Here is a 23,536-nt window from a genome sequence, read left to right as displayed (position 1 = left end):
GTCGTCAGCTCCTCGTCACGCTGCCTTCGCAGGCGCACGGCCAAACATCATCTCGGCGCGGATCGCGGCGATCGGCTGCCGGGTGCGGATCAGATCGAGATACCAGAGTGCTTCCTGGGTCTCGCCGATCAGCACGGCGCCGGCCAGGCGACCGTCAGCGATCACCAGCTTCTTGTAGACACCGCGCCTTGTATCATTGAGCACGATGGCTTCGCTGCCCTCGCTTCCTGTGAAGTCGCCGGCCGAGAAGACACTGACACCGGAGACCTTCAGGTTGGTCGCGACCACGCTGCCCCGATAGCTGGCCTCGCGGCCGGCAAGGTGACGCGCCAGCACGCGCGCCTGCTCATAGGCCGGCTCGACCAAACCGTAGCAGGTGCCGCGATGCTCAGCGCATTCGCCAAGGGCGTAGATGTCGGGCGCGCTCGTCTGCATGTGATCGTCGACCACGATGCCGCGATTGACGCTGATGCCGGCGTCTTTCGCCAGTGTCGCGTTCGGACGGATTCCGGCGGCGAAGATCACCGCCTCGGCGTCAATCATGCGGCCGTCGGCGAGTTCGACTGCCTCGACTCTGGTCTTGCCGAGGATGCGGGCGGTATTGGCATTGAGCAGGACCTCGACGCCCTTGCGCTCGACCAGCGCTTTCAACAGCGCCGCCGCCGGCCCATCAAGCTGGCGCTCCATCAGCCGGTCCATCAGATGCAGCAAGGTGACCTTCGATCCGGCCTTGGCCAGACCATAGGCAGCCTCCAGTCCCAGCAGCCCGCCGCCGACCACGACGACGCGCTTCCGCTTGACGGCGAGCGTCAGCATGAGATCGGTGTCGCGGCTGTCGCGGAAGGTGTAGACGCCGGCAAGGTCCCCACCAGGCACGTTGAGCCGCAGCGGCATCGAGCCGGTGGCAAGCACCAGCTTGGAGAATGCGACGCTCTCCTCGTTCTCGATCTTCAATTCGCGTCGGCCGACGTCGATCTCGGTGACCAGCGTGTTGCATTTCAGCGTGACGCCGTGGTCGCGCCACCACGATGCCGGCTTCAGCTCGATGTCATGAGAGGCGACCTCGCCGGCCAGCACCGACGACAGCAGCACGCGATTATAGGCGAGCCGCGGCTCCGCACCGATCACGGCGATCGCATAGCGGCCGAGCGCCGTCTTCGACAGCTCCTCCGCCAGCTTGGCGGCAGCCATGCCATTGCCGACAATGACTAGTGGTTCGCTCACCGCTTTGCCTCCCTACACCGCGGCCTGCGCCGAGCCGTAGGCTTCGGAGATCATGTAGCCCGACAGCGTGCCGTAGGCTGCTATCCAGGCGGCCGCGACTTCGGGCGTCCAGGCGTCGCCCAGACCTTTTTCGAGCGTCCATAACAGCGCCCCGCCGACCACCGGATAGTGCTCGGGCTCGGCGCCGTACTCGACATGGCGCTTGGCGAGCGCGCTTGCCGCTGGCAGCACGGCTTCGAGATTGGTGAGCCCGTTCACGACCACCGCAAGCGTCGTCATCAGCTTCTTGCGCTGTTCAGTGAGATCGTCGGGAAACATCGCGCGGACCTGCGGCGCCACCTCGAACAGGCGGTCATAGAAGATGATCGCGGCCTGATCCGAGATCGGCGCGACCTTGGCGAAGGAGTCCTGAACCAGCTTGATTTGAGACGGCGTCATGTGGGCGATCCTTGTGCTTGCCGGGGAAAGCCTTCGGTCACGCGGTGCGGACGACGGCGAGCGCCGCCATCCGCACCGCGCGAGGTCGTGGTCAGATGCGCGCCTCCGCGAGGCTCGGCGTACCTGCGGTCTGCGCGCTACGGCGCAGATAGAACCACCAGGTCAGTCCCAGGCAGATCGCATAGAAGGCGAGATAGACGACGAGCGCGGTCTGCGGACCGCCGGTCGCGGCGATCGACTTGCCGAAGCCGCTCGGAATGAAGTAGCCGCCGACGGCGCCGATCGCGCCGATGAAGCCGACCGCTGCGCCGCTCTCGACGCTCGCGGTCTTGAGCGCAGCCGCGCGCGCCACATCGCCCTGGCCCTTCACCTTGTGCAGATTCTCCTCGCGGAAGATTGAGGGGATCATGCGATAGGTCGAGCCGTTGCCGACGCCCGTTGTGACGAACAGGACCAGGAACGACGCCAGGAAGCCGGTGAAGTCCTTGGCGCCGACGAAATAGAGCACGCCGACCGTCGCCGCCACCATCGCGATGAAATTCCAGAACGTCAGGATCGCGCCGCCCATCTTGTCGGCGAGCAGACCGCCGAGCGGACGCGACAGCGAGCCGACCAGCGGCCCGAGGAAGGCGATCGAGATCGTCACCGCCGGAAACTGCGTCTTGATCAGCAGCGGAAACGCCGCCGAATAGCCGATGAACGAGCCGAACGTGCCGATATAGATGAACGACATCACCCAGGTGTGCTTGCGCCTCACGATCGCGAGCTGGTTCTTGATCGAGGCCTTGGCCGAGGTCAGGTTGTTCATGAAGAAGAAGGCGCCGAACACCGCGATCGCGATCGGCACTACCCACATCAGGCCGGCGTTCTGCAGATAGACGCCGCCAACCGGGCTGGCCTGATACAGGTTGATGAGGCCGAGCCCCATCAGGATCGGGGTCAAGAGCTGCACGCTGGAGACGCCGATATTGCCGCCCGCCGCGTTGAGCCCGAGCGCCCAGCCCTTCATCCGGTCAGGATAGAAGAACGAGATGTTGGTCATCGAGGAGGCGAAGTTGCCGCCGCCGAGACCTGCGGTGGAGGCGACCAGCAGCATCAGCCAGAACGGCGTTTCCGGATGGCTGACGAAATAGGCAAGCGCCAGCGTCGGAACGAACAGCACCGAAGCCGAGAAGATGGTCCAGTTACGGCCGCCGAAGGTGGTGACCGCGAAAGTATAGGGGAAGCGCATGAAGGCGCCGATCAGCCCGGGCAGCGCCACCAACTGAAACAGCTCGTCGGTCGAATAATGGAAGCCGGCCTGTGGCAGCTTGGTCGCGACGATCGACCAGATCAGCCAGACGGAAAAGCCGATATGCTCGGCGACAATCGACCAGATCAGGTTGCGCCGGGCGATCACCTTGCCGGTCGTATTCCAAAAGGTCTGGTCTTCGGGATTCCAATCCGAAATCCAGGTCGGATTCTGCTCTCTCATTGCGAGATGTCCTTCTCATGCGCGCACGCGGGGGTGCACGCTTCTGGGGAGCCCCAGGCTGACGGTTTCAATGTCTGGTGATGCGAGCTCGGGCGACGGCGTCGATGGCGTCTGACAATGGCTATTCAAGCTTCGTGCCAACCGAAAAACCTGCAAATATCCATCCGGATCAATACGTTATGACCTGGTCGCAAATTGATCAGGCGTTGCAGCCCGCATCTAAAATTTGCGATTCGCTCACATCTTGTGCGATGCACAAGGAATAAGCAGAACATGATGCTTCCCTGCCATCAGGAAAGGTCCACGAAGGGACAACGATCCCGTTTGCGCTTCGAGAAGCCGTTTTGTCGGGCTTGCAACGATTTTTTTGAATGCGGCGAAAATTGGCACGCCTGTTGCTTCGAAACTGCTCAGTCAACGATGACTGCGGTTCGCCGGATTGTTGAGGCCGAGATTCCGGCTGAACGTCTGGGACGGACAAGGCACTCCGCCGAGTTGCTCGGCGCGGTCGTCGTGATGCCCTCCCACGTCTTCAGTCGTACCGACGTCCGATCCGGGCTCCGCACACAATGCGATGTCCGTCGCAAGGGCAGCGCGCAGTTCGATACTCCCGAGCAACCAGAAGGACCGTTTTGAATGTCGTATCTCGCGCCCTCGGAATTCGTCACCAAGATGGTGGACGCAGGCGAGTCCAAGATTTTCATGTCGACCCGTGACACGGTGATCCGCGCCTATATGGCGGGCGCCATCCTGGCGCTTGCGGCCTGGTTCGCTGTCACGATCAACGTCAACACCGGTCAGCCGATCATCGGTGCACTGTTGTTTCCGGTCGGATTTTGCATGCTCTATCTGCTCGGCTTCGATCTGCTGACCGGCGTGTTCGTGCTCTCGCCGCTCGCCCTGATCGACAAGCGCCCCGGCGTGACGATCGCTGGTGTGCTGCGCAACTGGGCCCTCGTCTTCATCGGCAATTTCGGCGGGGCGCTGACGGTCGCTTTCATGATGGCTTTCGTGACGACGTTTGGCTTCACGCAGGATCCGGATAAGGTCGGCGCCACCATCGGCAACATCGGCGAAGGCCGGACGCTGGGCTATGCGGCGCATGGCGCGGCGGGCATGGCGACGCTGTTCATCCGCGGCATGCTGTGCAACTGGATGGTCTCGACCGGTGTCGTCGGCGCGATGATCTCCACGACGGTGCCGGGCAAGGTCCTCGCAATGTGGATGCCGATCCTGGTGTTCTTCTACATGGTGTTCGAGCATTCCGTGGTGAACATGTTCCTGTTCCCATCGGGCCTGATGCTCCATGCGAAGTTCTCGATCATGGACTACTTCATCTGGAACGAGATCCCGACCGTGCTCGGCAATCTGGTCGGCGGCCTGTCCTTCACCGGCCTGACGCTCTACGCAACCCATGTCAGGACCCAGCCGAAGCGCGATGCAAAGGCGGCGGCTCGCATCGCAGCCTGATCTGCTAGCATCAGGAGCCCGGCACATCAGCCCGGGCTCCATCACTCCGTCGCGATAGCCCGAATGCCATTACGAATATCGATCGGAGCGCATTCAGACAAAGGGCAGAAGCCGGGCAACCAGGACTTCCACGGCGCCCTGATCCCCGACGAGCCTGTGCTCGGCCTGAAGGGCATCGCCGTTGCCATCGCGGACGGCATCAGCAGCAGCGACGTCAGCCACATCGCCAGCGAATCCGCCGTCAAAAGCTTTCTTACCGACTACTACTGCACCTCGGATTCCTGGTCGGTGAAAACGTCGGCGAGGCGCGTGATCGCGGCGACCAATTCCTGGCTGCACGCCCAGACCCGGGCCGGCCGGCACGCCTATGATCGCGACAAGGGCTATGTCTGCACGCTGAGCGCCATCGTCTTCAAGGCCGCGACAGCCCATCTCTTCCATATCGGCGATTGCCGCATTTATCGGCTGGCCGGTCACTCACTCGAGCAGCTCACCGAAGATCATCGCGTCACCGTCTCGTCCGTGCAGAGCTATCTGGGGCGCGCGCTCGGCGTCAATCCGCAGGTCGAGATCGACTATCAGGCAGTCCGGATCGACAGCGGTGATGTCTTCGTGCTGGCGACGGACGGCGTGTATGAGCATGTCGGTCCCCGGTTCGTCGCCGACGTGCTGAGGGATACTTCGCGCGACCTCGACGCGGCGGCGCGCATCATCGTTGACGAGGCACTGGCGCAAGGCAGCCCCGACAATCTCACCATGCAGATCGTGCGGATCGAGGAGATCGTTGGCGGCGACGCCCAGGAGATCGCGATCCGGGCCGAGCAACTGCCGCCGCCTCCGCTTCTGGAGGCGCGCATGGTCTTCGAGGGCTACCGGATCGTGCGCGAGATCCATGGCAGCAGCCGCAGCCACATCTACCTCGCGATCGACATCGAGACGGAGCTTCCGGTCGCGATCAAGATTCCCTCGATCGACCTGCGCGACGATCCCGCCTATCTGAAGCGGCTCATGATGGAGGAATGGATCGCGCGGCGGATCGATAATCCTCATCTGCTCAAGGCCTGCCCGCCGCGGCGGCGCCGCGACCATCTCTACGTCGTTACCGAATTCATCGAGGGCCAAACGCTGGCGCAATGGATGATCGACAATCCGAAGGCAGATCTCGAGACAGTCCGCGGCATCATCGAGCAGATCGCGAGCGGGCTACAGGCGTTCCATCGCATGGAGATGCTGCACCAGGATCTCCGGCCGCAGAACATCATGATCGACCGCAGCGGGACGGTGAAGATCATCGATTTCGGGGCAGTGCATGTGAGCGGCGTCGTCGAGGCCGATCCGGCCGCCGAGCCGGGCCGCATTCTTGGCACCGAGCAATATACGGCGCCGGAATATTTTCTCGGCGAGGGTAGCTCAGATCTTTCCGACCAGTTCTCGCTCGGCGTGATCGCCTACCAAATGCTGACCGGGGAGCTGCCATACGGCGCACAGGTCGCCCGGGCGAGAACGCGCGCGCAGCTGCGCAAGCTTCGCTACAGCTCGGCCTGCGCGAATGATCGTGCCATCCCGGTGTGGGTCGACGGCGCGCTCCGGCGCGCGGTCCACCCGATTGCAGCCAAGCGCTACGAGAGCCTGTCGGAGTTCGTGTTCGATCTGCGCCATCCCAATCCGGCTTATCTCAAGAGCGGATCGGCGCCCCTGATCGAGCGCAACCCGCTCCTGTTCTGGAAGGCCGCGACCGCCCTGCTAGCGATGACCGTCCTCTTCCTGCTCGCGGCGCGGCAGGGCGGCTGGTAGGCCGACACGCGCGCTTCAGGTCGGGGCCGACGCAACGTGAGGTGTCGCAACGGAGCCGGCGGCCGCGTCGTGATAAACCGCCCGTTTTCTGTGCATTGCGCAAAAAGTGAGCAATCCGGGCGCTCGCGGGCGGCAGGGACAAGCGCACCTTTAGCTTTCCTCCGGCTCGGCCTGAGACAGTCCCTGACAGAGCACCTGCACTTACGGTAACAGGGACCAGACAAGCCAATATGAAAGGTGCCGATACAAGGCGCCAAGCCACGGAGACCGCCCGATGCTCGCCCCCACTCCCGCCTCGCCCGACTCCGTCGGCATGTCCAAGGCCGCGCTCGAACGCATCGATGCGCATCTCAAGCACCGTTATATCGACTCCGGCCGCTTCCCCGGCACCCAGCTCACGATCTATCGCCGTGGCAAGGTCGTGCACACGAGCTCGCTCGGGCTTGCCGACATCGAACGCAAGGTGCCGGTCAAGGACGACACCATCTACCGCATCTACTCGATGACCAAGCCGATCACGTCGGTCGCTTTCATGATGCTGGTCGAGGAAGGCAAGGTCGCGCTTGACGAGCCGGTCGCCAAATACATTCCGGAGTGGAAGAATCTCGGTGTCTTCGTGGCCGGCACTGCGCCCCCGTTCCTGACTCGGCCGCCAGCGCGGCCGATGCTGATCGTCGACCTCCTGCGCCATACATCCGGGCTCACCTACGGCTTCCAGCAACGCTCCAACGTCGATGCCGCCTATCGCGAAGCCAAGATCGGCGCGGTGGAGAAAGCCGGCACGCTGCAGTCGATGATCGACGATCTGGCGAAGATCCCGCTGGAATTTTCGCCCGGAGAGGCCTGGAATTACTCGGTTTCCACCGATGTGGTCGGCTATCTCATCGGCAAGATCTCCGGCAAGCCGTTCGAGCAATTTCTTAAAGAACGCATCTTCGAGCCGCTCGGCATGAACGACACGGATTTCCACGTGCCGCCGGCCAAGGCGCAGCGGCTCGCGGCATGCTACTCGGTCGAGGCCGGCGGCGCCCTGAACTTCCTTGCCACCGACCGCAAGCCCAGCCTCACCTTGCAGGACGATCCGGCAACCAGCAGCTTCCTGGCGCCGCCGGACTTCGTCTCGGGCGGCGGCGGATTGTGCTCGACCACGGCGGACTACCTCACCTTCTGCCGCGCGCTGATCAATGGCGGCGAGCTCGGCGGCGTCCGCCTGATCGGGCCGAAGACGCTCAAGCTGATGACGTCGAACCACCTGCCTGGCGGCGTCGACCTGCCGGCGATGTCGCGCTCGATGTTCTCGGAAGTCGCCTATCACGGCGTCGGCTTCGGGCTCGGATTCTCCGTCACCCTGGATCCGGCCAAGACCTTGATTGCCGGCAGCGCCGGCGAATACGCCTGGGGCGGTGCGGCCTCGACCTCGTTCTTCATCGATCCGACTGAGGAGCTGATCATGATCTTCATGACGCAGGTGATGCCGTCGAGCACCTACCCGGTCCGCCGCGAGTTGCGCACCATGGTCTATTCCGCGATCACCGAGAGCAATCTTTGAAGCGCGCGCACCGGCTGTGCACGCGGCACCCCCATTTGCCGCGGCGCAGCGGCCGGAACCGTCACGCGAATTCGCAAAGGGCCTCATTGCAAACGGCTTGGCGATGATCGCCGGCTCCACATGCTGACGCCGATGTGAACGGCTGCCGCCAAATCCGTCTTGCGGAGACGGCCGCGCCAGTCCGACATATCACCCATCGCCGGTATTCGTGCGCGTGCCGGTCTTCCCGACACCTGCCGTTCCGGCAACAACATTCGCTGAAGTGGCCCGAAAAGGGCGAATGTTCGTGCCGGAACCGCAGGTGCCCTTGGTTCGGACCTCCGCGTCCGAAGATTGAGTGATGAATCGAGCGACCGAACAGGAGCGCCAGTCACCGAGACTCTCCCTGCCGGTGCGGCTCGCCCTCCTGGTCGCAGGAACGATGCTGCCGCTGATCGTCTTCGCGGTGGGCATCGTGCTTCACTATTACATGCAGGATCGCGACGAAGCGCGGCAGCGCGTCATCGACACTGTGCGCAGCGTCCGCCTGACGCTGGATGCCGAAATGCAGCGCATGACCGGCGGATTGCAGGTGCTGGCGCTGACCGACGCGCTCAAGGCCGGCGACTTCGAACGCTTCCGGCCGATCGCGCTCGGCTTTCTCGACCAGTACGGCAAGGACGGAACGGTCCTGGTCGCCGATCGTGACGGCCACCTGGTGTTCTCCTCCAACTCGACCGATACTGCGGGCCTGCCGCTACGCAACAATCGCGAGATCGTCGATCGGGTGTTTCGGACCCGACAACCGCAATATTCCGACCTCTTTATCGGCGTCCTGAAAAATCGCCTGATCGTCACTGTCGAGGCGCCGGTGTTTCGTAACGGCGAGGTGACCTACGAGATCTGCTTCAGCCCGCCAATGACGATGTTCCAGACAATATTGGAGAAGCAGCGACCAAGTAGCGACTGGACGCTCTCGATGCTGGATCGTAAGGGCGTCGTGTTCGCGCGCGTGCCCAATCCGGAAGAAATAATCAGCAAGCGTGCCTCCCCCTCCGTCTATGAGGAGATGATGCGGCAGGATGAAGCGATCCTGTCGACGGTGTCGCTGGATGGCGTGCCGCTGATGTCGAGCTTCACGCATTCGGAGCTCACCGGCTGGATCGTCGCGGCGGGCATTGCCGAAAACTCGCTGGTAGCACCGCTGTGGCGAAACCTCGCGATCACCAGCCTGATCGGCGGCATCCTGCTGACGATCGGGCTCGCCTTCGCGGTCAGGATGGCAACCACGATCGCGCGCGGCGAGATGTTGCACGATCTCCTGATCGAGGAGCTCAATCACCGGGTCAAGAACACGCTGGCGATTCTGCAGGCGATCGCGGTGCAGACCTTCAAGAGCGCGAGCCGGCTCGAGCGCGAGAAATTCGAAGGACGGCTCGGCGCGCTGGCCGAGGCGCACAATCTGCTCAGCAAGGAGAAATGGCGGGGCTCGGACCTGGACGATGTGATCGCGCGCGTGCTCGCGCCCTATCGGCTGAACGCGCCGGATCGCATCAGGGTGTCCGGCCGGAAGGTGCCGCTGTCGCCGCGCCTTGCGGTGGTGCTCTCGATGATCGTGCACGAGATCGCGACCAATGCTGCCAAGTATGGCGCGCTGTCCAACGATACGGGCACGGTTGACCTGGCCTGGAGCGTGATCGCCGAGGAACAGGGCACCAAGCTGAAGGTCGCCAAGCTGAAATTGGTCTGGCAGGAGAGCGGCGGCCCGGTCGTGACGGCGCCGATCCAGCGCGGCTTCGGCTCGCGCCTGATCGAGCGCAGCGCCCGCGATCAGCTCGGCGGCGAGGCCACCGTCGATTTCCTGCCGCGCGGCGTGGTCTACAGCATCACCTGCGCGCTCGAGGAGCCGAGCTGAAGCGACGGCTATTAGCTCGATCAGGTTCGAAACGGAGGTGTACCTCTCCCATTGGGAGAGGTCGGATCGCATCGCAAGATGCGATCCGGGTGAGGGGTTGCGATCCCTCGTTGACACGAGCCCCTCACCCGATCGCTGCGCGATCGACGTCTCCCCGCCGGGGAGAGATGGACCGAATTCGCTGATGCGTCCTGGCTTCAATCAGCTTGCCATATCACCCTATCCGAACGACTGCAGCGACGGGAAGGTCTCCAGCAGCCAGATCGAGAAGGTCGAAACTGCGCCGGTGAGGAAGCCGACGCCGGTTACGATCATCAGCACGCCCATCGCACGCTCGACATTGACCAGATGGCCGCGCATCCGCTTGAGCAGAGTGGAGAACTGCTCGATCATGAACGCGGCGATCAGGAAAGGAATCCCGAGCCCGGCGGAATAGACGGCAAGCAGGCCCGCGCCCTTGGCGACCGTCGCCTCCGCTGCAGCGATCGACAGGATCGCGGCCAGGATCGGACCGATGCACGGCGTCCAGCCGAAGGCGAAGGCGAGCCCCATGACGTAGGCGCCCCAGAGCCCGACCGGCTTTGGAATCGGCAGCCGCCCCTCGCGCATCAACAGGCTGATCCGCGTCAGCCCGAGGAAGTGCAGGCCCATGATGATGATGACGATGCCGGCCAGGATCGAGAGCTGCTCGGACCAGGCGCGGATCAGCCCGCCGATCAGCGAGGCGCTGGCGCCGAGCATCACGAACACGGTGGAGAAGCCGAGCACGAACAACAATGCCGAGAGCATCACCGCGCGCCGCGACGAGGAGAGCTTCTCCTCGCTCTCGATGTGTTCGATTGTGGCGCCGGTGAGATAGACCAGATAGGGCGGGACCAGTGGCAACACGCAAGGCGACAGGAAACTGACCAGGCCGGCGATCAGCGCTGCCGGTATCGACACATTCTGAATCATGAAGCTTGACCGCTAATGTCCTGGTTCTGACGCTCGCCCTCTTCGAGGCAATCGCGGATGTCAGCACCGCACGGCACCGGCAGGACAAGGGATTCCGGTGCACCATCCGATCCGGCATTCGCCAGGGGAAACTCGCGGCGCCGAGGAAGAATGTCGATCCGCCCGGCCCGCCGCAGAGGTCCACCCTGTCAGCTTCTTGCAGCGGATGACGACAATACGCAATGGAGCGCGCACAAGTTACGCCCGCGCGTCGCGAGTTCGCGTGATGGCGCCGATCACAAATGCGCCATCCTGCTGCGCAGGCTGCGCACGAAGATCTGAGAGGAGCGGTCCGGAGGAGCCTACTTGACCAGTCGGAGCAGTGGCGGTCGCCGCTGTCCCGGCTGCACCTTGGCGTCGCGGAGCCGCTCCGGATTGTCGGCGTGCAGCATCTCGTCGCAAAGGGTCTTCAGATCGTCGTCGTCAATGTGATTGAGCTTCATGCGCAGCTCGAGCACGGCAACGGAGATCAGCTGCGCCGTCTCCTTGTTGCCGGCCGCCAGCAGTGCTGCCCGGCACTGCTCCAGGGTGGCAAGAACCGCAAGCATCTGGTCGTCTGAATTGGCCACAGGCGTCATTCCGTTCTAGCTTGCGACGAAGTGCGGACGGGACTGTCCCGGCGCGCGCATGGCTTGCAGATGCATCATGTCGTTTCCCCCCAGTCCATCGCACCTGGCTCCAACGGACACATGGGTCCGCCGTCCCCATCGCTGGCTGCCGGCGCCGCTTTTGCTCAGCACCATCCCCATCTGCCGGCCCGACAAACCACCTATCAGAATAGCACGAGCTGCAGCCATCTTCGAATACCATTTGGTTGTGATCGGGCCAAAAACGCCCGGCGCCTCGCGCGGATCCGACGGTTTTCCGCCCCGGCGATCCCACGCACGCAGCGGCAACCGGCACGGTGGAACCACCTGCGGCTTCGGGTAGCTGGGTTGCATGGGATACATTGTGGTATCGATAGGCATAGCTGTGAAATTCCGTGGCGCCGAATCCGCCGCGGCCGTAATTTGACGGTGATACATTAGCAGGCGGAAAGGGCTTGTATGCGTGTTGCGGTGGAACAGGGCGTTCCTCAGGAGGAACGCCAGGGGGAAGTTCCGGACAGGTCACCACCGGCCGGCAAATCGACCCTCGCCAATCCCGCGCCGACGAAACTGGCAGGCAGCAAGGTTCTCGCCGCCAAGCCGGCGCTCGCCAACCTGACGGACTGGGACTCGGCGCGCATCTTCCTCGAAGTAGTGCGCTCAGGAAGCTTTCGCTCGGCGGCCGAACGGCTCAGCCTCTCGATCAATGCCGTGCGCCGGCGAATCGACGATTTCGAACGCCAGGTCGGCACGACATTGTTCACGCGCGACGTCCATGGCGCTCGCCTGACCGATGAAGGCGCGCTCGTCGTCTCTGCAGTCGAACGCATGGAAGCGGCGTCGTTCGAGTTGCTGCGCGCTGGTGATGGACTGGCCAATGCCGCCTCCGGCGAGGTCAGAGTCGCCGTCACCGAGGGCCTTGGCACGTTCTGGCTGGCACCACGTCTGGTGGAATTCCAGCAGTCGTTTCCGAATATCCTCATCGACCTCTATTGCGCGATGCGCTCGGCCGATGTGTCGCGGCACGAAGCCGACGTCGCGATCCACCTCTCGCGTCCCGCAGCGCTCGACGTCAAGCTGGTGCGTCTCGGACGTATGCACCTGATGTTCTTCGCTAGCCAGAAATACCTGGACGCACATGGCACGCCGAAGACCGTCGAGGATGTCGCCAAGCATCGTCTGGTGATGCAGGTCGCCGACGAAGCCGCCGCCAACGAGGCGTTCGCAAGCTTCTTCCCTGGCCATGACCAGCGCGATCTGGTCGTCATGCGGACCAATGTTTCGAGCGCGAACTACTGGGCGGTCGCCCATGGGGCCGGAATCGGTGTATTTCCGACTTACGCTTGTGCGTTAGGGGGGAAGATCATACCTCTTGAGGTTGATTTGCGCTGGTCATACGATATTTGGCTGTCCTATCATGCGACCAGCGGCCGCATCCCCAGGGTGCGGCACATGATCGATTGGCTGGTGGAGGCTTTTAACCCTGGGAAATACCCCTGGTTTAAAGACGAATTCATTCATCCACAGCAACTTAAAACAGTATATATGGGTGAACCCCTGACCCATCTGTTCGGGGGATTTTCGACCGAAGAACGGTAAGGACTAGGATGAACAAATCAGCAGCAAAGAAGATGAAGCAGCGCAGTGCCGGCAAGCCCGACATCGAGCTTGGCAAGCGCATCCGTCTGCGGCGGGTCGAACAGAAGATCTCGCAGGCTGAGCTCGGCGAGAAGCTCGGTGTCAGCTTCCAGCAGGTTCAGAAATACGAGAAGGGGGTCAATCGCGTTGGCGCTGCGCGTCTGCAGCAGATTGCCACCGCGCTCGACGTGCCCGTGACCTTCTTTTACGACGGCGACAACAAGGCGCGTGAAGTCGAGAGCCTGCTCTTCCTCGACAGCGCTTTCAGCCTGCGGTTGCTGCGCGCCTACAGCAAGATCAAGGACCAGACCGTACAGCGTCAGCTGGTGTCCTTGATGGAATCGATTGCAGCCAACGAAGAATAGGATCGTGCACGTCTGACCTCGCGGCTTTCGCCTTGTCAGACACGCCGCCTGTCAAAGTGCAACAACTTCGCTCGAGGCGCATCTTGGGGCGCCAGGCGTTCTGCCGACTCGGGCGAGCCCACTTTGTTGCCGCCGCGCCGATCGATTACTCTGGGCCCGATGTCCGGCCCAGCATCGATCCGGTGGTCCGCACTGGCATCGCCGCGGCGCTTACTGCCGCCATAGGAAGTGGCGGCATCCCTGACTTCTCCCGTTCATCCTCGACCCGATCTGCTGCGCCCCGGCACAACCGATGCGGGTTTTCGTGCGAACCAGATCGCATTCTGCTGCCACGGCTTTGAAGCCGCCTTGTCGAGCCGCGCGGAGATCCACGCAGGCCTCGTCCGATCGGATGACATGATCCAGGATCCGTTGACGGCAGCTCCGACGCTGTGAACGATGAGAGGAATTTTCCCCGTCCCTCCCCGCAGACCAAGCATCGTCATGTCGCACACGTCCGAGACCGAAACGTCCTTCGCCGATGGCAAGATCCTCAAACGCACAACCGGCGGGGTCGGCGTGGTCACCTTCAACAATCCCGGGAAGCGCAATGCGGTCTCGCTCGACATGTGGGAGGGGCTCGGCCATGCGCTGACTGAGCTGTGTGACGATGATGACGTCCGCGTGGTCGTGCTGACCGGCGCTGGTGACAAGGCGTTCGTCTCAGGAGCCGATATCAGCCAGTTCGAGAAGAACCGTCACAACGCGGCAGCGTCTGAAGAATATTCCAAGCGAAGCGCCGCGCAGCGCGCTCTGCTGGCCGGCTACCCGAAGCCGACGATTGCCTGCATCCGCGGCTTCTGCCTCGGTGGCGGCCTGCAGATCGCGATGTTGACCGATATGCGCTTTGCCGCCGAGGATAGCCAGTTCGGCATTCCCGCGGCGAAGCTCGGCATCGCCTACGGCTATGATGGACTGAAGCATCTGGTGTCACTGGTCGGCCCGTCGCAGGCGCGATTTCTGATGTACACGGGATTGCGGATCGGATCGGCGGAGGCGCTGCGGATCGGGCTCGTCGACCGCGTCATGGCCGATGACGAGGTGATGCCTACGACCTTGGAGATCGCCCGCACCATCGCCGGCAATGCGCCGCTCGCCGTTCACGCGGCCAAGCTGACGATCGCCGAAGTGCTGAAGGATGAAAGCCGCCGTGACATGGAGGCGATCAGGCAGGCCGGCATTGCCTGCATGGATTCGGAGGATTTCCGCGAGGGCCGCCGCGCCTTCATGGAGAAGCGCAAGCCGGTGTTCAAAGGACGCTGACAGCCTGCGCCTTTTGCGGCCCGCATCATTTTGCATCGAGCATGCTTGCAAAATCGCCTTGTAGCGACAGCGCGGCGGATGCCAGTGTTGCGAGATGACTTCGTGGCCCGCCATCATTGTGAGTCCGCACCAGTCAGGGACTAATCATGGACATCGCAAGCTCCTTGCCTGACGACCTCATGATCAATGCCGCCGACGAGGTCCGCATCCGGCAGGATCTTGTGCTGACCGCGCTTGGTCATCGGCCCGCCGATCGCGCCCTTCGCGTCGGGCGCCTGCTCGACGTGCACAGCCGCAGCTGGAGCGAGGATCAGGAAATCGTCTTCAAGGGCCGGCGGATCGCATGGGTTGGTCCGGCCGGCAGCTATCCGGGCGAGGTGCGCGAGCGCGTGCACCGGCCGGATCTTGCAGCGGTGCCGGGCTTCGGCGAGGTGCACAAGCACATCGAGAGCTCGCATCTGACACCGGAATGGGAGGCAGCGCTGGTACTGCCGCGCGGCAATACCTGGACCTGCGAGGCGAGCCACGAATTCTCCAACGTCAATGGCGCGCGCAATCTCGAATTCTGGTTCGAGGCGCGCCGTCGCGGCTCGCCGTTGAAGATCTTTCCGCAGCCCGGCTCGGCGGTGCCGCCGACGGCCTATGAATGGGGCGGCGGCTGGTACGGCCGTGAGGAGCAGGCGCGATTCATGCGCGACAGCCTGATGGTCCCCGGCCTCGACGAGGTGATGGATTGGCCGGCGGTGTGGAATCCCGAGAACCCCTCCTATGACCGGCTATGGGGCATGATCGAAGCGACTTTCGCAGGCCGCGGCGTGGTCGAGGGCCACGCCTCCGGCCTGCGCGACCTGCCCTCGATCAACGCGTTCGCCGCCGCCGGCCTCGCCTCCGACCACGAGGTGCAGACGCCGGAGGAGACCTGGGACAAGCTGACGCGCGGCCTGTTCGTCGAGCTGCGCATCTATGCCATGCCCGAGATCATCGCCTGGCTGCTCAAGAAGGGCCTGCAGGACTGGTCGCAGATCGCCTTCACCACGGACGACCGCAGCGCCAGCCACACGCTCGCGCTTGGCGCCAGCGACCACAATGCCCGCGTCGCCATCGAGACGGGCCTCGCGCCTGAGATCGCGATCCAGTGCCTCACGATCAATCCGGCCCGGCACATGCGCCTCACCCCGTTTGTCGGCAGCCTTGCGCCCGGACGGTTCGGTGAGGTCGTGCTGCTGTCGGACGTGAGCAAGCTCGACATTGCCGAGGTCTGGGCCGACGGCGCCCAGGTGTCGGAGGGCACGCGCTATCTCGGAAAGGTCCCCGAGATCCGCTGGCCGGACTGGGCAACCCGGACCATCAATATCCAGCGGACGATCGTGCCCGAGGACTTCGCGCTTGCAGCCGCGCCCGGTCGCGCGACGATGCAGGCGGCGGTGATCCGCCCATTCCACTGGCATCCGGAGTTCTACACCTTCGAGCTGGCGGTGCGGGACGGCGCCGTGCAGCGCGACGAGAGCCAGGCGATCACGAAATTCGCGATCGTCGACCGCTTCTCCGGCGATGGCCTGATATCGAAGATGTTCTGGAAAGGCTGCGGGCCGCGCACGCCGGAGACCGCGCTCGCCTGCTCGGTCGCCCATGACAAGCACAACATCTGGGTGGTCGGCTCGTCCGACGCTGCGATGGCTAAGGCAGTCAATGCGCTGGTCGCGCAACAGGGCGGCTGGGCGCTCGTGCGCGAGGGCGAGCTCGCAGCGACGGTCCGCTTCGAGGTCGGCGGCCTGATGAGCTGCCGTCCGGCGGAGGCGCTCGACGCGGAGATGCAGGCGCTCTACGCCGAGGGGCGCAAGGTCGACTGGATGTACGAGCCGACCTTCCGCCCGCGCTGGTATCCCGGATTTCCCGAGCGGCTGATGTTTGCGACCCTGACCTGCGCGCCCTGGAGCTGGGTGCTGGTCGCGCCCTGCGAGCAAGCCCCGCTCGGTTTCATCAACGTGCAGACCGGCGAGACCCATCCGGTGGTCTGGTGAGGCAGGCGGAGAATTTGCAATGCAGGACCTGACCCAGGCGCAACCGGCCTCCGCAACTGCCGCTTCAGCCCCCTCGCCCGGCCGGCTCGACCGCTTTTTCCACCTGACCGAGCGCGGCACCAACACGGTGCGCGAGATGATGGCCGGCGCCACCACCTTCGCCGCGATGGCCTATATCATCGCGGTCAATCCGGCCATCATGTCGAACGCCGGCATGGACCGCGCCGACCTCGTCAGCGCTACTGCGCTGGCGGCGATCTTCGGCTCCGTGATGATGGGGCTGTCGGCCAATCTGCCGCTCGCCGTCGCGCCCGCGATGGGCTCCAACGTCATCTTCACCTATGTGATCGTCAAGCAGATGGGCATGCCCTGGCAGGGCGCGCTCGCGATGGTGGCTTTTACTGGCGTACTATTCCTGGTCCTCAGCCTGTCGAAGCTGCGCGAGCGCGTGGCCAAGGACGTGCCGGAGACACTCAAGGTCGGTATCCAGGCGGCGGTCGGGACCCTGATCGTGTTCATCGCGCTGCGCGGCGCCGGCTTCATCGTACAAAACCAGTCGACCTATGTCGCAATGGGCTCGCTGCGCAGCCCGCCTGTGCTGCTGACGCTGGCCGGTCTGCTGCTCACGCCGGTCCTGGTTGCGCGCCGCATTCCCGGCGCGCTGATCATCTCCATCGCGGCGCTCACCGCGATCGGCCTGGTGGTGCCCGGCGCTGGCGGCAAGATGGTTACCTCGTTGCCATCAGCGTTTCTGGCCTGGCCGCGCTGGCCGAGCAGCACCTTCATGGCAATGGATGTCGGCTATCTCGTCAGCCATTTCCTCGTCGCTCTGCCGCTGCTGTTCTATTTCCTCTGCGCCGAGTTCTTCTCGACACTCGGCACGCTGATCGGCGTGACCGGCGCGGCCAATCTCAGGCGGCCTGACGGCTCGATCCCCAACGCCACGGCGGTGTTCGCAACCGATGCGACGGCCTCCATTGTCGGCCCGGTGCTCGGGACCTCGGTGGTGACGGCCTATATCGAGTCGATCACCGGTGTGCAGGCCGGCGGTCGCACTGGCCTGACCTCGCTGACAGTCGCAGCCTTCTTCTGCCTCTCCCTGTTCTTCTGGCCGATCTTCGTCATCATCCCGCCGCAGGCCACCGCACCGGCGCTGGTGCTGGTCGGCGTCTTGATGATGCAGGGCTTCGCCCGTATCGACATGACCGACCTCGCCACCGCCGTGCCGGTCGTGCTGATGCTGCTGGTCACCGTCCTGACCATCAACCTGATCAACGGCATGGCGCTGGGCACGCTCAGCTACATCGCGCTCGAACTCGCCTTTGGCCGCGGCAGCCGGATCAACGCGATCGTCTGGGGCCTCGGCGTCGTCTTTATCGCCTATGCCGCCGTGACCGCGCAGATCTTCTGAGGGAGCGGCTCACAGCGCGTCCAGCACGGCCTTGGTGACGTCGACGGTGCCGGCCTGGCCGCCGAACTCGAATGGCTTGAGACCAGACGCATAGACCTGGTCGAGAGCTGCCGTGATGCGCTCAGACGCTTCCGCGGCGCTCTCGATGCCATGCGTATCGGCGAGCCAGTCCAGCATCATCGCGGCGGAGAGGATCATCGCGGTCGGGTTGGCCTTGCCCTGCCCCATGATGTCGGGCGCGGTGCCATGGCATGGCTGGAACACGGCATGGCGATCACCGATATCGGCAGAGGGGGCCATGCCCATGCCCCCGATCAGGCCCGCGGCGAGGTCCGACAGGATGTCGCCGAACATGTTCTCGGTCACCAGCACGTCGAAATCCCATGGACGCTTCACGAGCATCATCGCGCAGGCATCGACGTAGAGCCGCTCCGCCTTCACGTCCGGATGATGCGAGGCGACCTCGTCGAAGATCTCACGAAAGAACGCGAAGGCCTTGAAGACATTGGCCTTATCGACGCATGTCAAGGTGCCGGATCGGCCGCGTGCCCGCCGCCGCTCGGCGAGCTTGAAGGAGAACTTGAACAGGCGCTCGGAAGTGTTGCGGGTGATGAGAAGCGTCTCACGCGCTTCATCCTCGGTGACAACACCCTTGCCCATCGAGGCGAACAGGCCTTCGGTCGACTCGCGGATCACGACGAGGTCGATACCTTTGGCCTCGGCGCCGACGATCGGGCTCGGCACGCCTGGGATCAGTCGCGCCGGACGCACGCCGGCATAGAGATCGAAGTGGAAGCGCAGCTCGATCTGCGGCGCGATCTCGGTGTTGTCAGGGTAGCGCACCGATGGCAGTCCGCAGGCGCCGAGCAGGATCGCGTCCGCCTCCTCGCACAGCCGGATGGTCGTCTCCGGCATCGCGACGCCGGCCTGCAGATAATGCGTGGCGCCGGCGGGCGCCTCGCTGAAGCGGAACGATAGCCCAGCCTTGGTCTCGATCTTGCGCAGCACTTCGAGCGCCGGCTGCATCACCTCGGGGCCGATGCCGTCGCCGGGCAAGACTGCGATGTGGAGGGCGTTCGTGGTGGGCATGGTGCTCTTTCGCAAGACAAGGAAGACAGCTGTCATTGCGAGCGAAGCGAAGCAATCCAGCGCCGTAGTCAAGATTCTGGATTGCTTCGTCGCTGACGCTCCTCGCAATGACGGCGTGTGATCTACGGCGTCAGTACCGCGCGGCCGACCAGCTTGCCCTTCTGCAAATCGAGCAATGCGTCATTGGCCTTGGCGAGCGGCATGGTCGTGACCGGGATCGGCGCGATCTTCTTCGACCGCACGAGGTCGAGCAACTCCTGCGTCTCCCTGAGATTGCCGACATAGCTGCCCTGGATGGTGATGGCCTTGATCGGAATCAGCGGCAGCGCCCAGGGCGCGCCGCCGCCGAACAGGCCGACCATGACGAGCTTGCCGCCCTTGCTCAGGCAATCGAAGCCGAGTTGGGCGGTGGCGGCATTGCCGACCAAATCGATCACGGCGCGGATCGGCTGACCCGCCGCCTTGACGAGCTGCTCCAGCGCATCCGTCGCCTTGCCGTCGACGGTGGCGAGCGCGCCGGCGGCTTCCGCCGCCTCGCGTTTCCGCGCATCGATGTCGACCACGATGGCGCCCTTGCCGCCCATTGCCTTCAGCAGCGACAGCGCCATCAGGCCGAGGCCGCCGGCGCCGAAGATCACGATCGGGGTGTCGAAATCCTTCTCGACCTTCTTCAGCGCGCTGTAGGTGGTGACGCCCGAGCAGGCGTAAGGCGCAGCAGTGACGGGATCGAGCCCCTTGAGGTCGAGCAGATAGCGCGGATGCGGCACCGTCATGTGATCGGCGTAGCCGCCGTCGCAATAGACGCCGAGCGAAGCCGGCTTCAAGCACATGTTCTCATCGTCGGCGAGACAGGTGGCGCATTTGCCGCAACCGATCCAGGGATAGACCAGCGCGACGGAGCCCTCCTTGAGCCCGTGCTTGTCGGCCTCGGTGACATCGGGGCCGAACGCCACGATTTCGCCGACGCTCTCATGGCCCATGACCCGCGGCAGCGCCACGCCGCGATCCTTCAGCGATAGCGGCTTGCGGCCATGGCCCAGATCATAGCCGCCTTCCCAGATGTGCAGGTCGCTGTGGCAGACGCCGGCCGCCTTGACCCTGATCAGGACCTGGGTGCCCGCCGGGCTCGGGGTCGGCTCATCGACCTCGGCAAGCGGCGCGTTGAAATCGGTGACCTTGAAGCTCTTCATGTCTCACTCCGCTCGGTCCTGCGCGCCGCGATGGCCGTGCGCAGGCAATGCAAACGAAGGGAAACGTGCTGCACGGCGCGCAAGATTTGCACGCCCCCGCTCCATCGTCGTTTCCCCATCGTGTCCGATTGTCCGGACAGGCTCGTTGTCTGCGAAAGACATTGGCGGGAAATACTGGGCGCGGCAAGGTCGGCGCATCATGCCTCCCCTCCTCAAATGTCGCAGCTATGTCTTGGACAGGCCGACCTCCGCGAGCACCTCCTTGGTGTGCTCGCCGAGCGCGGCGGCTCGCGGTCCGGCCGCGACCTTGGCCGCGGACATCCGGAACGGCGGGTTGAGCACCCGGAAAGTGCCGGCGGCATCCTCAACCTCGGCCAGCGCGCCCCGATGCGCGAGCTGCGGGTCGTCGAGCGCCTCGGCCACCGTCCGGTAGGCCGAGCTTGGCACACCCGCGTCATTCAGCGCCGCCAGACATTGCGCTGTGGTCAGCGATTTCGACCAGACTTCCACGCCGTCCATCAGCGCCGCCCAGTTCGCCCGCCGGTCGGAATATCTTGCAAACAAGGGATGGATGACCCAGTCGGGCCGGCCGATCACGTTCATCAGGGTTTGGAAGCTTTTCTCACTGGCGATCGCGATCATCACATAGCCGTCCGAGGTAGCCACCGGGCTGAACATCGGCCGCTGCGCCGGCGCGACCTCGAATTGCGACCACTGGATCTCGTTCAAAGTGAGAGTCAGCATCGATTCCAGCATCGAGCAGTCGATATGCTGGCCGCGGCCGGTCCGCTCGCGCTGATAGAGCGCCGACGCAATCGCGCCGAAGGCGTAAGTGCCGGTGACGACGTCGGCGTGATAGATGCCGCAATGGTCGGGCCGGCTGCGGCCGGGCTGATAGGCGAGATGAGCCATGTCGTAACCGGAGGCAGCATGGATCACCGGCGCATAGGCAGGCAGAGTCGCCGAGGGGCCGGTCTGGCCATAGCCCGAGATCGAGCAATAGATCAGTCGCCGATTGAGACCCTCGAGATCATCGTAACCAAGCCTTAACCGCTGCATGACACCCGGACGGAAATTCTCCACCAGGATGTCGGTGCCGACGATGAGTTTCTTGATGGCTTCCAAACCCGCCGGTGATTTCAGATCGAGCACGACGCTCTTCTTTCCGGCATTGAGCTGACCGAAAGCGGTGGAGCAACCGCTGCGCACCGGCGCACGGCTGCGCATTGTCTCGCCTTCCGCTGACTCGATCTTGATCACCTCAGCACCCATATCCGCGAGCATTCGCGTGCAATGGGGACCGGCAATGGTGGTCGAAAAATCGAGCACGCGCAGTCCGGCAAGGCTGCCTGTCAAATTCTTCTCATCGACATGGCCTATGGTCACCAACATACCTCCCACTGATCCTTCGGAGTTTTCTCATTCCTACCGCGCACCCTGCGAGGCCTACCTCGCGGCGACACGTCGGATTCGCGCAATCGCACCCGCCCTCTTGGGTCCGATGGCGCGCGACCCTAAATCGAACCTTTGCGTGCCAAAAGCGTTTTCCCCTGGCCGTCCTCCCGAGCACACGCTCGCCTTCAGGTGATGGTTAGATTTGGACCTTTTCTTGCATAGGTATTCCATGGGGCTTGATCGAGGACATCTCTTGAGGGTTCTGTTCGTTACGACCGAAATGGACGACTTCGTCCGGGTGGGCGGACTTGCCGCCGTTTCTGCCGCTCTTCCCAGAGCGCTTCGCGCACACACCGACGTCAGGATCATGTTGCCCGGCTATCGGGACGTGGTCGAGCAACTCACTCACATCGACATCGTCGGCCAATGCGAAGCCTTGGCCGAGATGCCGGCCTGCTCGCTCGGACGCTCGGCGACCCGCGACGGGCTGCCGGTCTATGTTCTGCTCTGTGATCAGCTTTACAACCGGCCTGGCAATCCCTACGGCGACGAGAACGGGCAGGACTGGCCTGACAACGACATCCGCTTCGGCCGCCTGGCCGCCGCAGCGGCGGAGCTCGCCGCAGGAACGCTGGACAGGAATTGGGCAGCCGACCTCGTCCATGCCAACGACTGGCAGGCGGCGCTGGTGCCGGCCTATCTCGCCTGGCGAGGTGTCGACGTCCCCTCGATTCTCACCATCCATAACCTCGCCTATCAGGGCCTCTTCCCGCGCGAGTCGCTGCGCCGGATTGGCGCGCCGGAATCCTCGTTTCACATCGACGGGCTGGAGTTCTACGACAAGCTCTCCTTCCTCAAGGGCGGCCTGATCTACGCCTCGCACCTGACCACAGTCAGCGCGACCTACGCCAAGGAGATCACGACGCCTGAACTCGGTTGCGGACTGGAGGGCCTGCTGCGCGGGCGCTCCAACGCCCATGAGCTGACCGGCATCCTCAACGGCATCGACGAAAGCTGGGACCCCCGCTACTGCCAGCAACTCGCGCAACCCTTCGCCGCCGGCGACTGGGCCGGCAAGCGCGCCAATGCCGACTATGTGCGCAAGCAGTTCGGACTCGCAGTGTCCCGCGGACCGATGTTCGGGCTGGTTGCGCGCCTGGTGCACCAGAAGGGGATCGACCTCGTGCTGGAGGCCGCCGACAAGATCGTCGACGCCGGCGGGCAGATCGTCGTGACCGGCTCGGGGGAGCCTGCGATCGAGCGCGCGCTGATGGACGCGCATCGCCGCCGTCCGGACTCCATCGGCGTCGCGATCGGCTTCAACGAAGCGCAGGCCCGGCGCATCTTCGCCGGCAGCGACTTCACCCTGATGCCGTCGCGCTTCGAGCCCTGCGGCCTCAGCCAGATGTATGCGCAACGTTTCGGTTCGCTGCCGATCGGCCATCAGACCGGAGGGCTGGCGGAGACCATCACCGACGGCGAGACCGGCTTCCTGTTCACGCAGCCGTCCGCGGAATCGTTCCTGGGCGGCGTGCGGCGAGCCTTCTCGGCTTTCATGAGCACGGAGCGGCTGAACGCGATGCGTCACTCCGCAATGGCCCGCTCGTTCAGCTGGGATCTGTCGGCCGCCTGCTACAGTGCACTGTATCAGAAGACGATCGGTCTGACCTCGAAGGCGGCGTGACAAGTCGGCGACATCGTC

General features: G+C 63.9%; 18 protein-coding genes. 10 read left to right on the top strand and 8 right to left on the bottom strand.

Annotated elements, in window-relative coordinates; all coding sequences use genetic code 11:
- Positions 1 to 15: 15 nt before the first annotated feature.
- The 3 genes from P6U24_RS13560 to P6U24_RS13550 all read right to left on the bottom strand — a co-directional run bounded on the left by P6U24_RS13560 (position 16) and on the right by P6U24_RS13550 (position 3,136).
- Positions 16 to 1,191 (bottom strand): NAD(P)/FAD-dependent oxidoreductase, encoded by a 1,176-nt coding sequence (locus tag P6U24_RS13560; protein WP_407160449.1) that lies wholly within the window; start codon positions 1,189 to 1,191, stop codon positions 16 to 18.
- 45 nt (positions 1,192 to 1,236) lie between these two features.
- On the bottom strand, positions 1,237 to 1,662 hold the full coding sequence (locus tag P6U24_RS13555) for a globin family protein (protein WP_407159595.1): 426 nt from the start codon (positions 1,660 to 1,662) through the stop codon (positions 1,237 to 1,239).
- Positions 1,663 to 1,753: 91 nt separating this feature from the next.
- Positions 1,754 to 3,136 (bottom strand): MFS transporter, encoded by a 1,383-nt coding sequence (locus tag P6U24_RS13550; protein ID WP_407159594.1) that lies wholly within the window; start codon positions 3,134 to 3,136, stop codon positions 1,754 to 1,756.
- 636 nt (positions 3,137 to 3,772) lie between these two features.
- On the opposite strand from P6U24_RS13550, the gene P6U24_RS13545 reads away from it, so the two are divergent.
- The 4 genes from P6U24_RS13545 to P6U24_RS13530 all read left to right on the top strand — a co-directional run bounded on the left by P6U24_RS13545 (position 3,773) and on the right by P6U24_RS13530 (position 9,843).
- Positions 3,773 to 4,606, top strand: coding sequence for a formate/nitrite transporter family protein (locus P6U24_RS13545; protein ID WP_407159593.1), 834 nt, complete (start codon positions 3,773 to 3,775; stop codon positions 4,604 to 4,606).
- 63 nt (positions 4,607 to 4,669) lie between these two features.
- On the top strand, positions 4,670 to 6,400 hold the full coding sequence (locus P6U24_RS13540) for a protein kinase domain-containing protein (protein WP_407159592.1): 1,731 nt from the start codon (positions 4,670 to 4,672) through the stop codon (positions 6,398 to 6,400).
- A gap of 274 nt (positions 6,401 to 6,674) precedes the next feature.
- Positions 6,675 to 7,949 (top strand): serine hydrolase domain-containing protein, encoded by a 1,275-nt coding sequence (locus P6U24_RS13535; RefSeq protein ID WP_407159591.1) that lies wholly within the window; start codon positions 6,675 to 6,677, stop codon positions 7,947 to 7,949.
- A 340-nt stretch (positions 7,950 to 8,289) separates the two neighbouring features.
- Positions 8,290 to 9,843, top strand: coding sequence for a sensor histidine kinase (locus P6U24_RS13530; RefSeq protein WP_407159590.1), 1,554 nt, complete (start codon positions 8,290 to 8,292; stop codon positions 9,841 to 9,843).
- Positions 9,844 to 10,062: 219 nt separating this feature from the next.
- On the opposite strand, the gene P6U24_RS13525 is transcribed toward P6U24_RS13530, so the two are convergent.
- Both P6U24_RS13525 and P6U24_RS13520 read right to left on the bottom strand, forming a co-directional pair.
- A complete protein-coding gene (locus tag P6U24_RS13525; protein WP_407159589.1) occupies positions 10,063 to 10,797 on the bottom strand; it encodes a cytochrome c biogenesis CcdA family protein in 735 nt (244 codons plus the stop codon).
- 341 nt (positions 10,798 to 11,138) lie between these two features.
- A complete protein-coding gene (locus P6U24_RS13520; protein WP_407159588.1) occupies positions 11,139 to 11,414 on the bottom strand; it encodes a hypothetical protein in 276 nt (91 codons plus the stop codon).
- 468 nt (positions 11,415 to 11,882) lie between these two features.
- Here P6U24_RS13520 and P6U24_RS13515 point away from each other — a divergent pair, with 468 nt between their 5' ends.
- The 5 genes from P6U24_RS13515 (at position 11,883) to P6U24_RS13495 (ending at position 18,160) form a co-directional block, all read left to right on the top strand.
- Positions 11,883 to 13,022, top strand: a complete 1,140-nt coding sequence (locus P6U24_RS13515) for a LysR family transcriptional regulator (protein WP_407159587.1) — start codon at positions 11,883 to 11,885, stop codon at positions 13,020 to 13,022.
- Between the two features lie 8 nt (positions 13,023 to 13,030).
- The gene (locus tag P6U24_RS13510) at positions 13,031 to 13,426 is read left to right on the top strand and encodes a helix-turn-helix domain-containing protein (protein ID WP_006611929.1); all 396 of its coding nucleotides are present in this window, start codon (positions 13,031 to 13,033) and stop codon (positions 13,424 to 13,426) included.
- 483 nt (positions 13,427 to 13,909) lie between these two features.
- Entirely contained in the window at positions 13,910 to 14,728 is an 819-nt protein-coding gene (locus P6U24_RS13505; protein ID WP_407159586.1) for an enoyl-CoA hydratase, read from the top strand.
- Positions 14,729 to 14,874: 146 nt separating this feature from the next.
- Positions 14,875 to 16,749, top strand: coding sequence for an adenine deaminase (locus P6U24_RS13500; RefSeq protein WP_407159585.1), 1,875 nt, complete (start codon positions 14,875 to 14,877; stop codon positions 16,747 to 16,749).
- A 19-nt stretch (positions 16,750 to 16,768) separates the two neighbouring features.
- Positions 16,769 to 18,160 carry an NCS2 family permease gene (locus P6U24_RS13495; RefSeq protein ID WP_407159584.1) on the top strand — a complete coding sequence of 464 codons (1,392 nt, stop codon included), beginning with the start codon at positions 16,769 to 16,771 and terminating at the stop codon, positions 18,158 to 18,160.
- A 9-nt stretch (positions 18,161 to 18,169) separates the two neighbouring features.
- On the opposite strand, the gene P6U24_RS13490 is transcribed toward P6U24_RS13495, so the two are convergent.
- The 3 genes from P6U24_RS13490 to P6U24_RS13480 form a co-directional block, all read right to left on the bottom strand.
- Positions 18,170 to 19,249: an isocitrate/isopropylmalate dehydrogenase family protein gene (locus P6U24_RS13490; RefSeq protein ID WP_407159583.1), complete on the bottom strand. Its 1,080-nt coding sequence runs from the start codon at positions 19,247 to 19,249 to the stop codon at positions 18,170 to 18,172.
- Positions 19,250 to 19,371: 122 nt separating this feature from the next.
- A complete protein-coding gene (locus P6U24_RS13485) occupies positions 19,372 to 20,439 on the bottom strand; it encodes an alcohol dehydrogenase (RefSeq protein ID WP_407159582.1) in 1,068 nt (355 codons plus the stop codon).
- 225 nt (positions 20,440 to 20,664) lie between these two features.
- Positions 20,665 to 21,831: a CaiB/BaiF CoA transferase family protein gene (locus tag P6U24_RS13480; protein ID WP_407159581.1), complete on the bottom strand. Its 1,167-nt coding sequence runs from the start codon at positions 21,829 to 21,831 to the stop codon at positions 20,665 to 20,667.
- A 283-nt stretch (positions 21,832 to 22,114) separates the two neighbouring features.
- Here P6U24_RS13480 and glgA point away from each other — a divergent pair, with 283 nt between their 5' ends.
- The gene (gene glgA, locus P6U24_RS13475) at positions 22,115 to 23,518 is read left to right on the top strand and encodes a glycogen synthase GlgA (RefSeq protein ID WP_407160448.1); all 1,404 of its coding nucleotides are present in this window, start codon (positions 22,115 to 22,117) and stop codon (positions 23,516 to 23,518) included.
- Positions 23,519 to 23,536 lie beyond the last annotated feature (18 nt).

This window comes from Bradyrhizobium sp. STM 3557 (assembly GCF_045571465.1).
Classification (GTDB): domain Bacteria; phylum Pseudomonadota; class Alphaproteobacteria; order Rhizobiales; family Xanthobacteraceae; genus Bradyrhizobium.
The sequence above is the reverse complement of the archived record's forward strand: the minus strand, read 5'-3'. Positions and strand labels throughout refer to the sequence as shown.

Coding starts and splice junctions, on each gene's coding strand:
- P6U24_RS13560 (WP_407160449.1), bottom strand. CDS start 1,191: ATGGCTGCCGCCAAGCTGGCGGAGGAGCTGTCGAAGACGGCGCTCGGC.
- P6U24_RS13555 (WP_407159595.1), bottom strand. CDS start 1,662: ATGACGCCGTCTCAAATCAAGCTGGTTCAGGACTCCTTCGCCAAGGTC.
- P6U24_RS13550 (WP_407159594.1), bottom strand. CDS start 3,136: ATGAGAGAGCAGAATCCGACCTGGATTTCGGATTGGAATCCCGAAGAC.
- P6U24_RS13545 (WP_407159593.1), top strand. CDS start 3,773: ATGTCGTATCTCGCGCCCTCGGAATTCGTCACCAAGATGGTGGACGCA.
- P6U24_RS13540 (WP_407159592.1), top strand. CDS start 4,670: ATGCCATTACGAATATCGATCGGAGCGCATTCAGACAAAGGGCAGAAG.
- P6U24_RS13535 (WP_407159591.1), top strand. CDS start 6,675: ATGCTCGCCCCCACTCCCGCCTCGCCCGACTCCGTCGGCATGTCCAAG.
- P6U24_RS13530 (WP_407159590.1), top strand. CDS start 8,290: ATGAATCGAGCGACCGAACAGGAGCGCCAGTCACCGAGACTCTCCCTG.
- P6U24_RS13525 (WP_407159589.1), bottom strand. CDS start 10,797: ATGATTCAGAATGTGTCGATACCGGCAGCGCTGATCGCCGGCCTGGTC.
- P6U24_RS13520 (WP_407159588.1), bottom strand. CDS start 11,414: ATGACGCCTGTGGCCAATTCAGACGACCAGATGCTTGCGGTTCTTGCC.
- P6U24_RS13515 (WP_407159587.1), top strand. CDS start 11,883: ATGCGTGTTGCGGTGGAACAGGGCGTTCCTCAGGAGGAACGCCAGGGG.
- P6U24_RS13510 (WP_006611929.1), top strand. CDS start 13,031: ATGAACAAATCAGCAGCAAAGAAGATGAAGCAGCGCAGTGCCGGCAAG.
- P6U24_RS13505 (WP_407159586.1), top strand. CDS start 13,910: ATGTCGCACACGTCCGAGACCGAAACGTCCTTCGCCGATGGCAAGATC.
- P6U24_RS13500 (WP_407159585.1), top strand. CDS start 14,875: ATGGACATCGCAAGCTCCTTGCCTGACGACCTCATGATCAATGCCGCC.
- P6U24_RS13495 (WP_407159584.1), top strand. CDS start 16,769: ATGCAGGACCTGACCCAGGCGCAACCGGCCTCCGCAACTGCCGCTTCA.
- P6U24_RS13490 (WP_407159583.1), bottom strand. CDS start 19,249: ATGCCCACCACGAACGCCCTCCACATCGCAGTCTTGCCCGGCGACGGC.
- P6U24_RS13485 (WP_407159582.1), bottom strand. CDS start 20,439: ATGAAGAGCTTCAAGGTCACCGATTTCAACGCGCCGCTTGCCGAGGTC.
- P6U24_RS13480 (WP_407159581.1), bottom strand. CDS start 21,831: ATGTTGGTGACCATAGGCCATGTCGATGAGAAGAATTTGACAGGCAGC.
- glgA (WP_407160448.1), top strand. CDS start 22,115: ATGGACGACTTCGTCCGGGTGGGCGGACTTGCCGCCGTTTCTGCCGCT.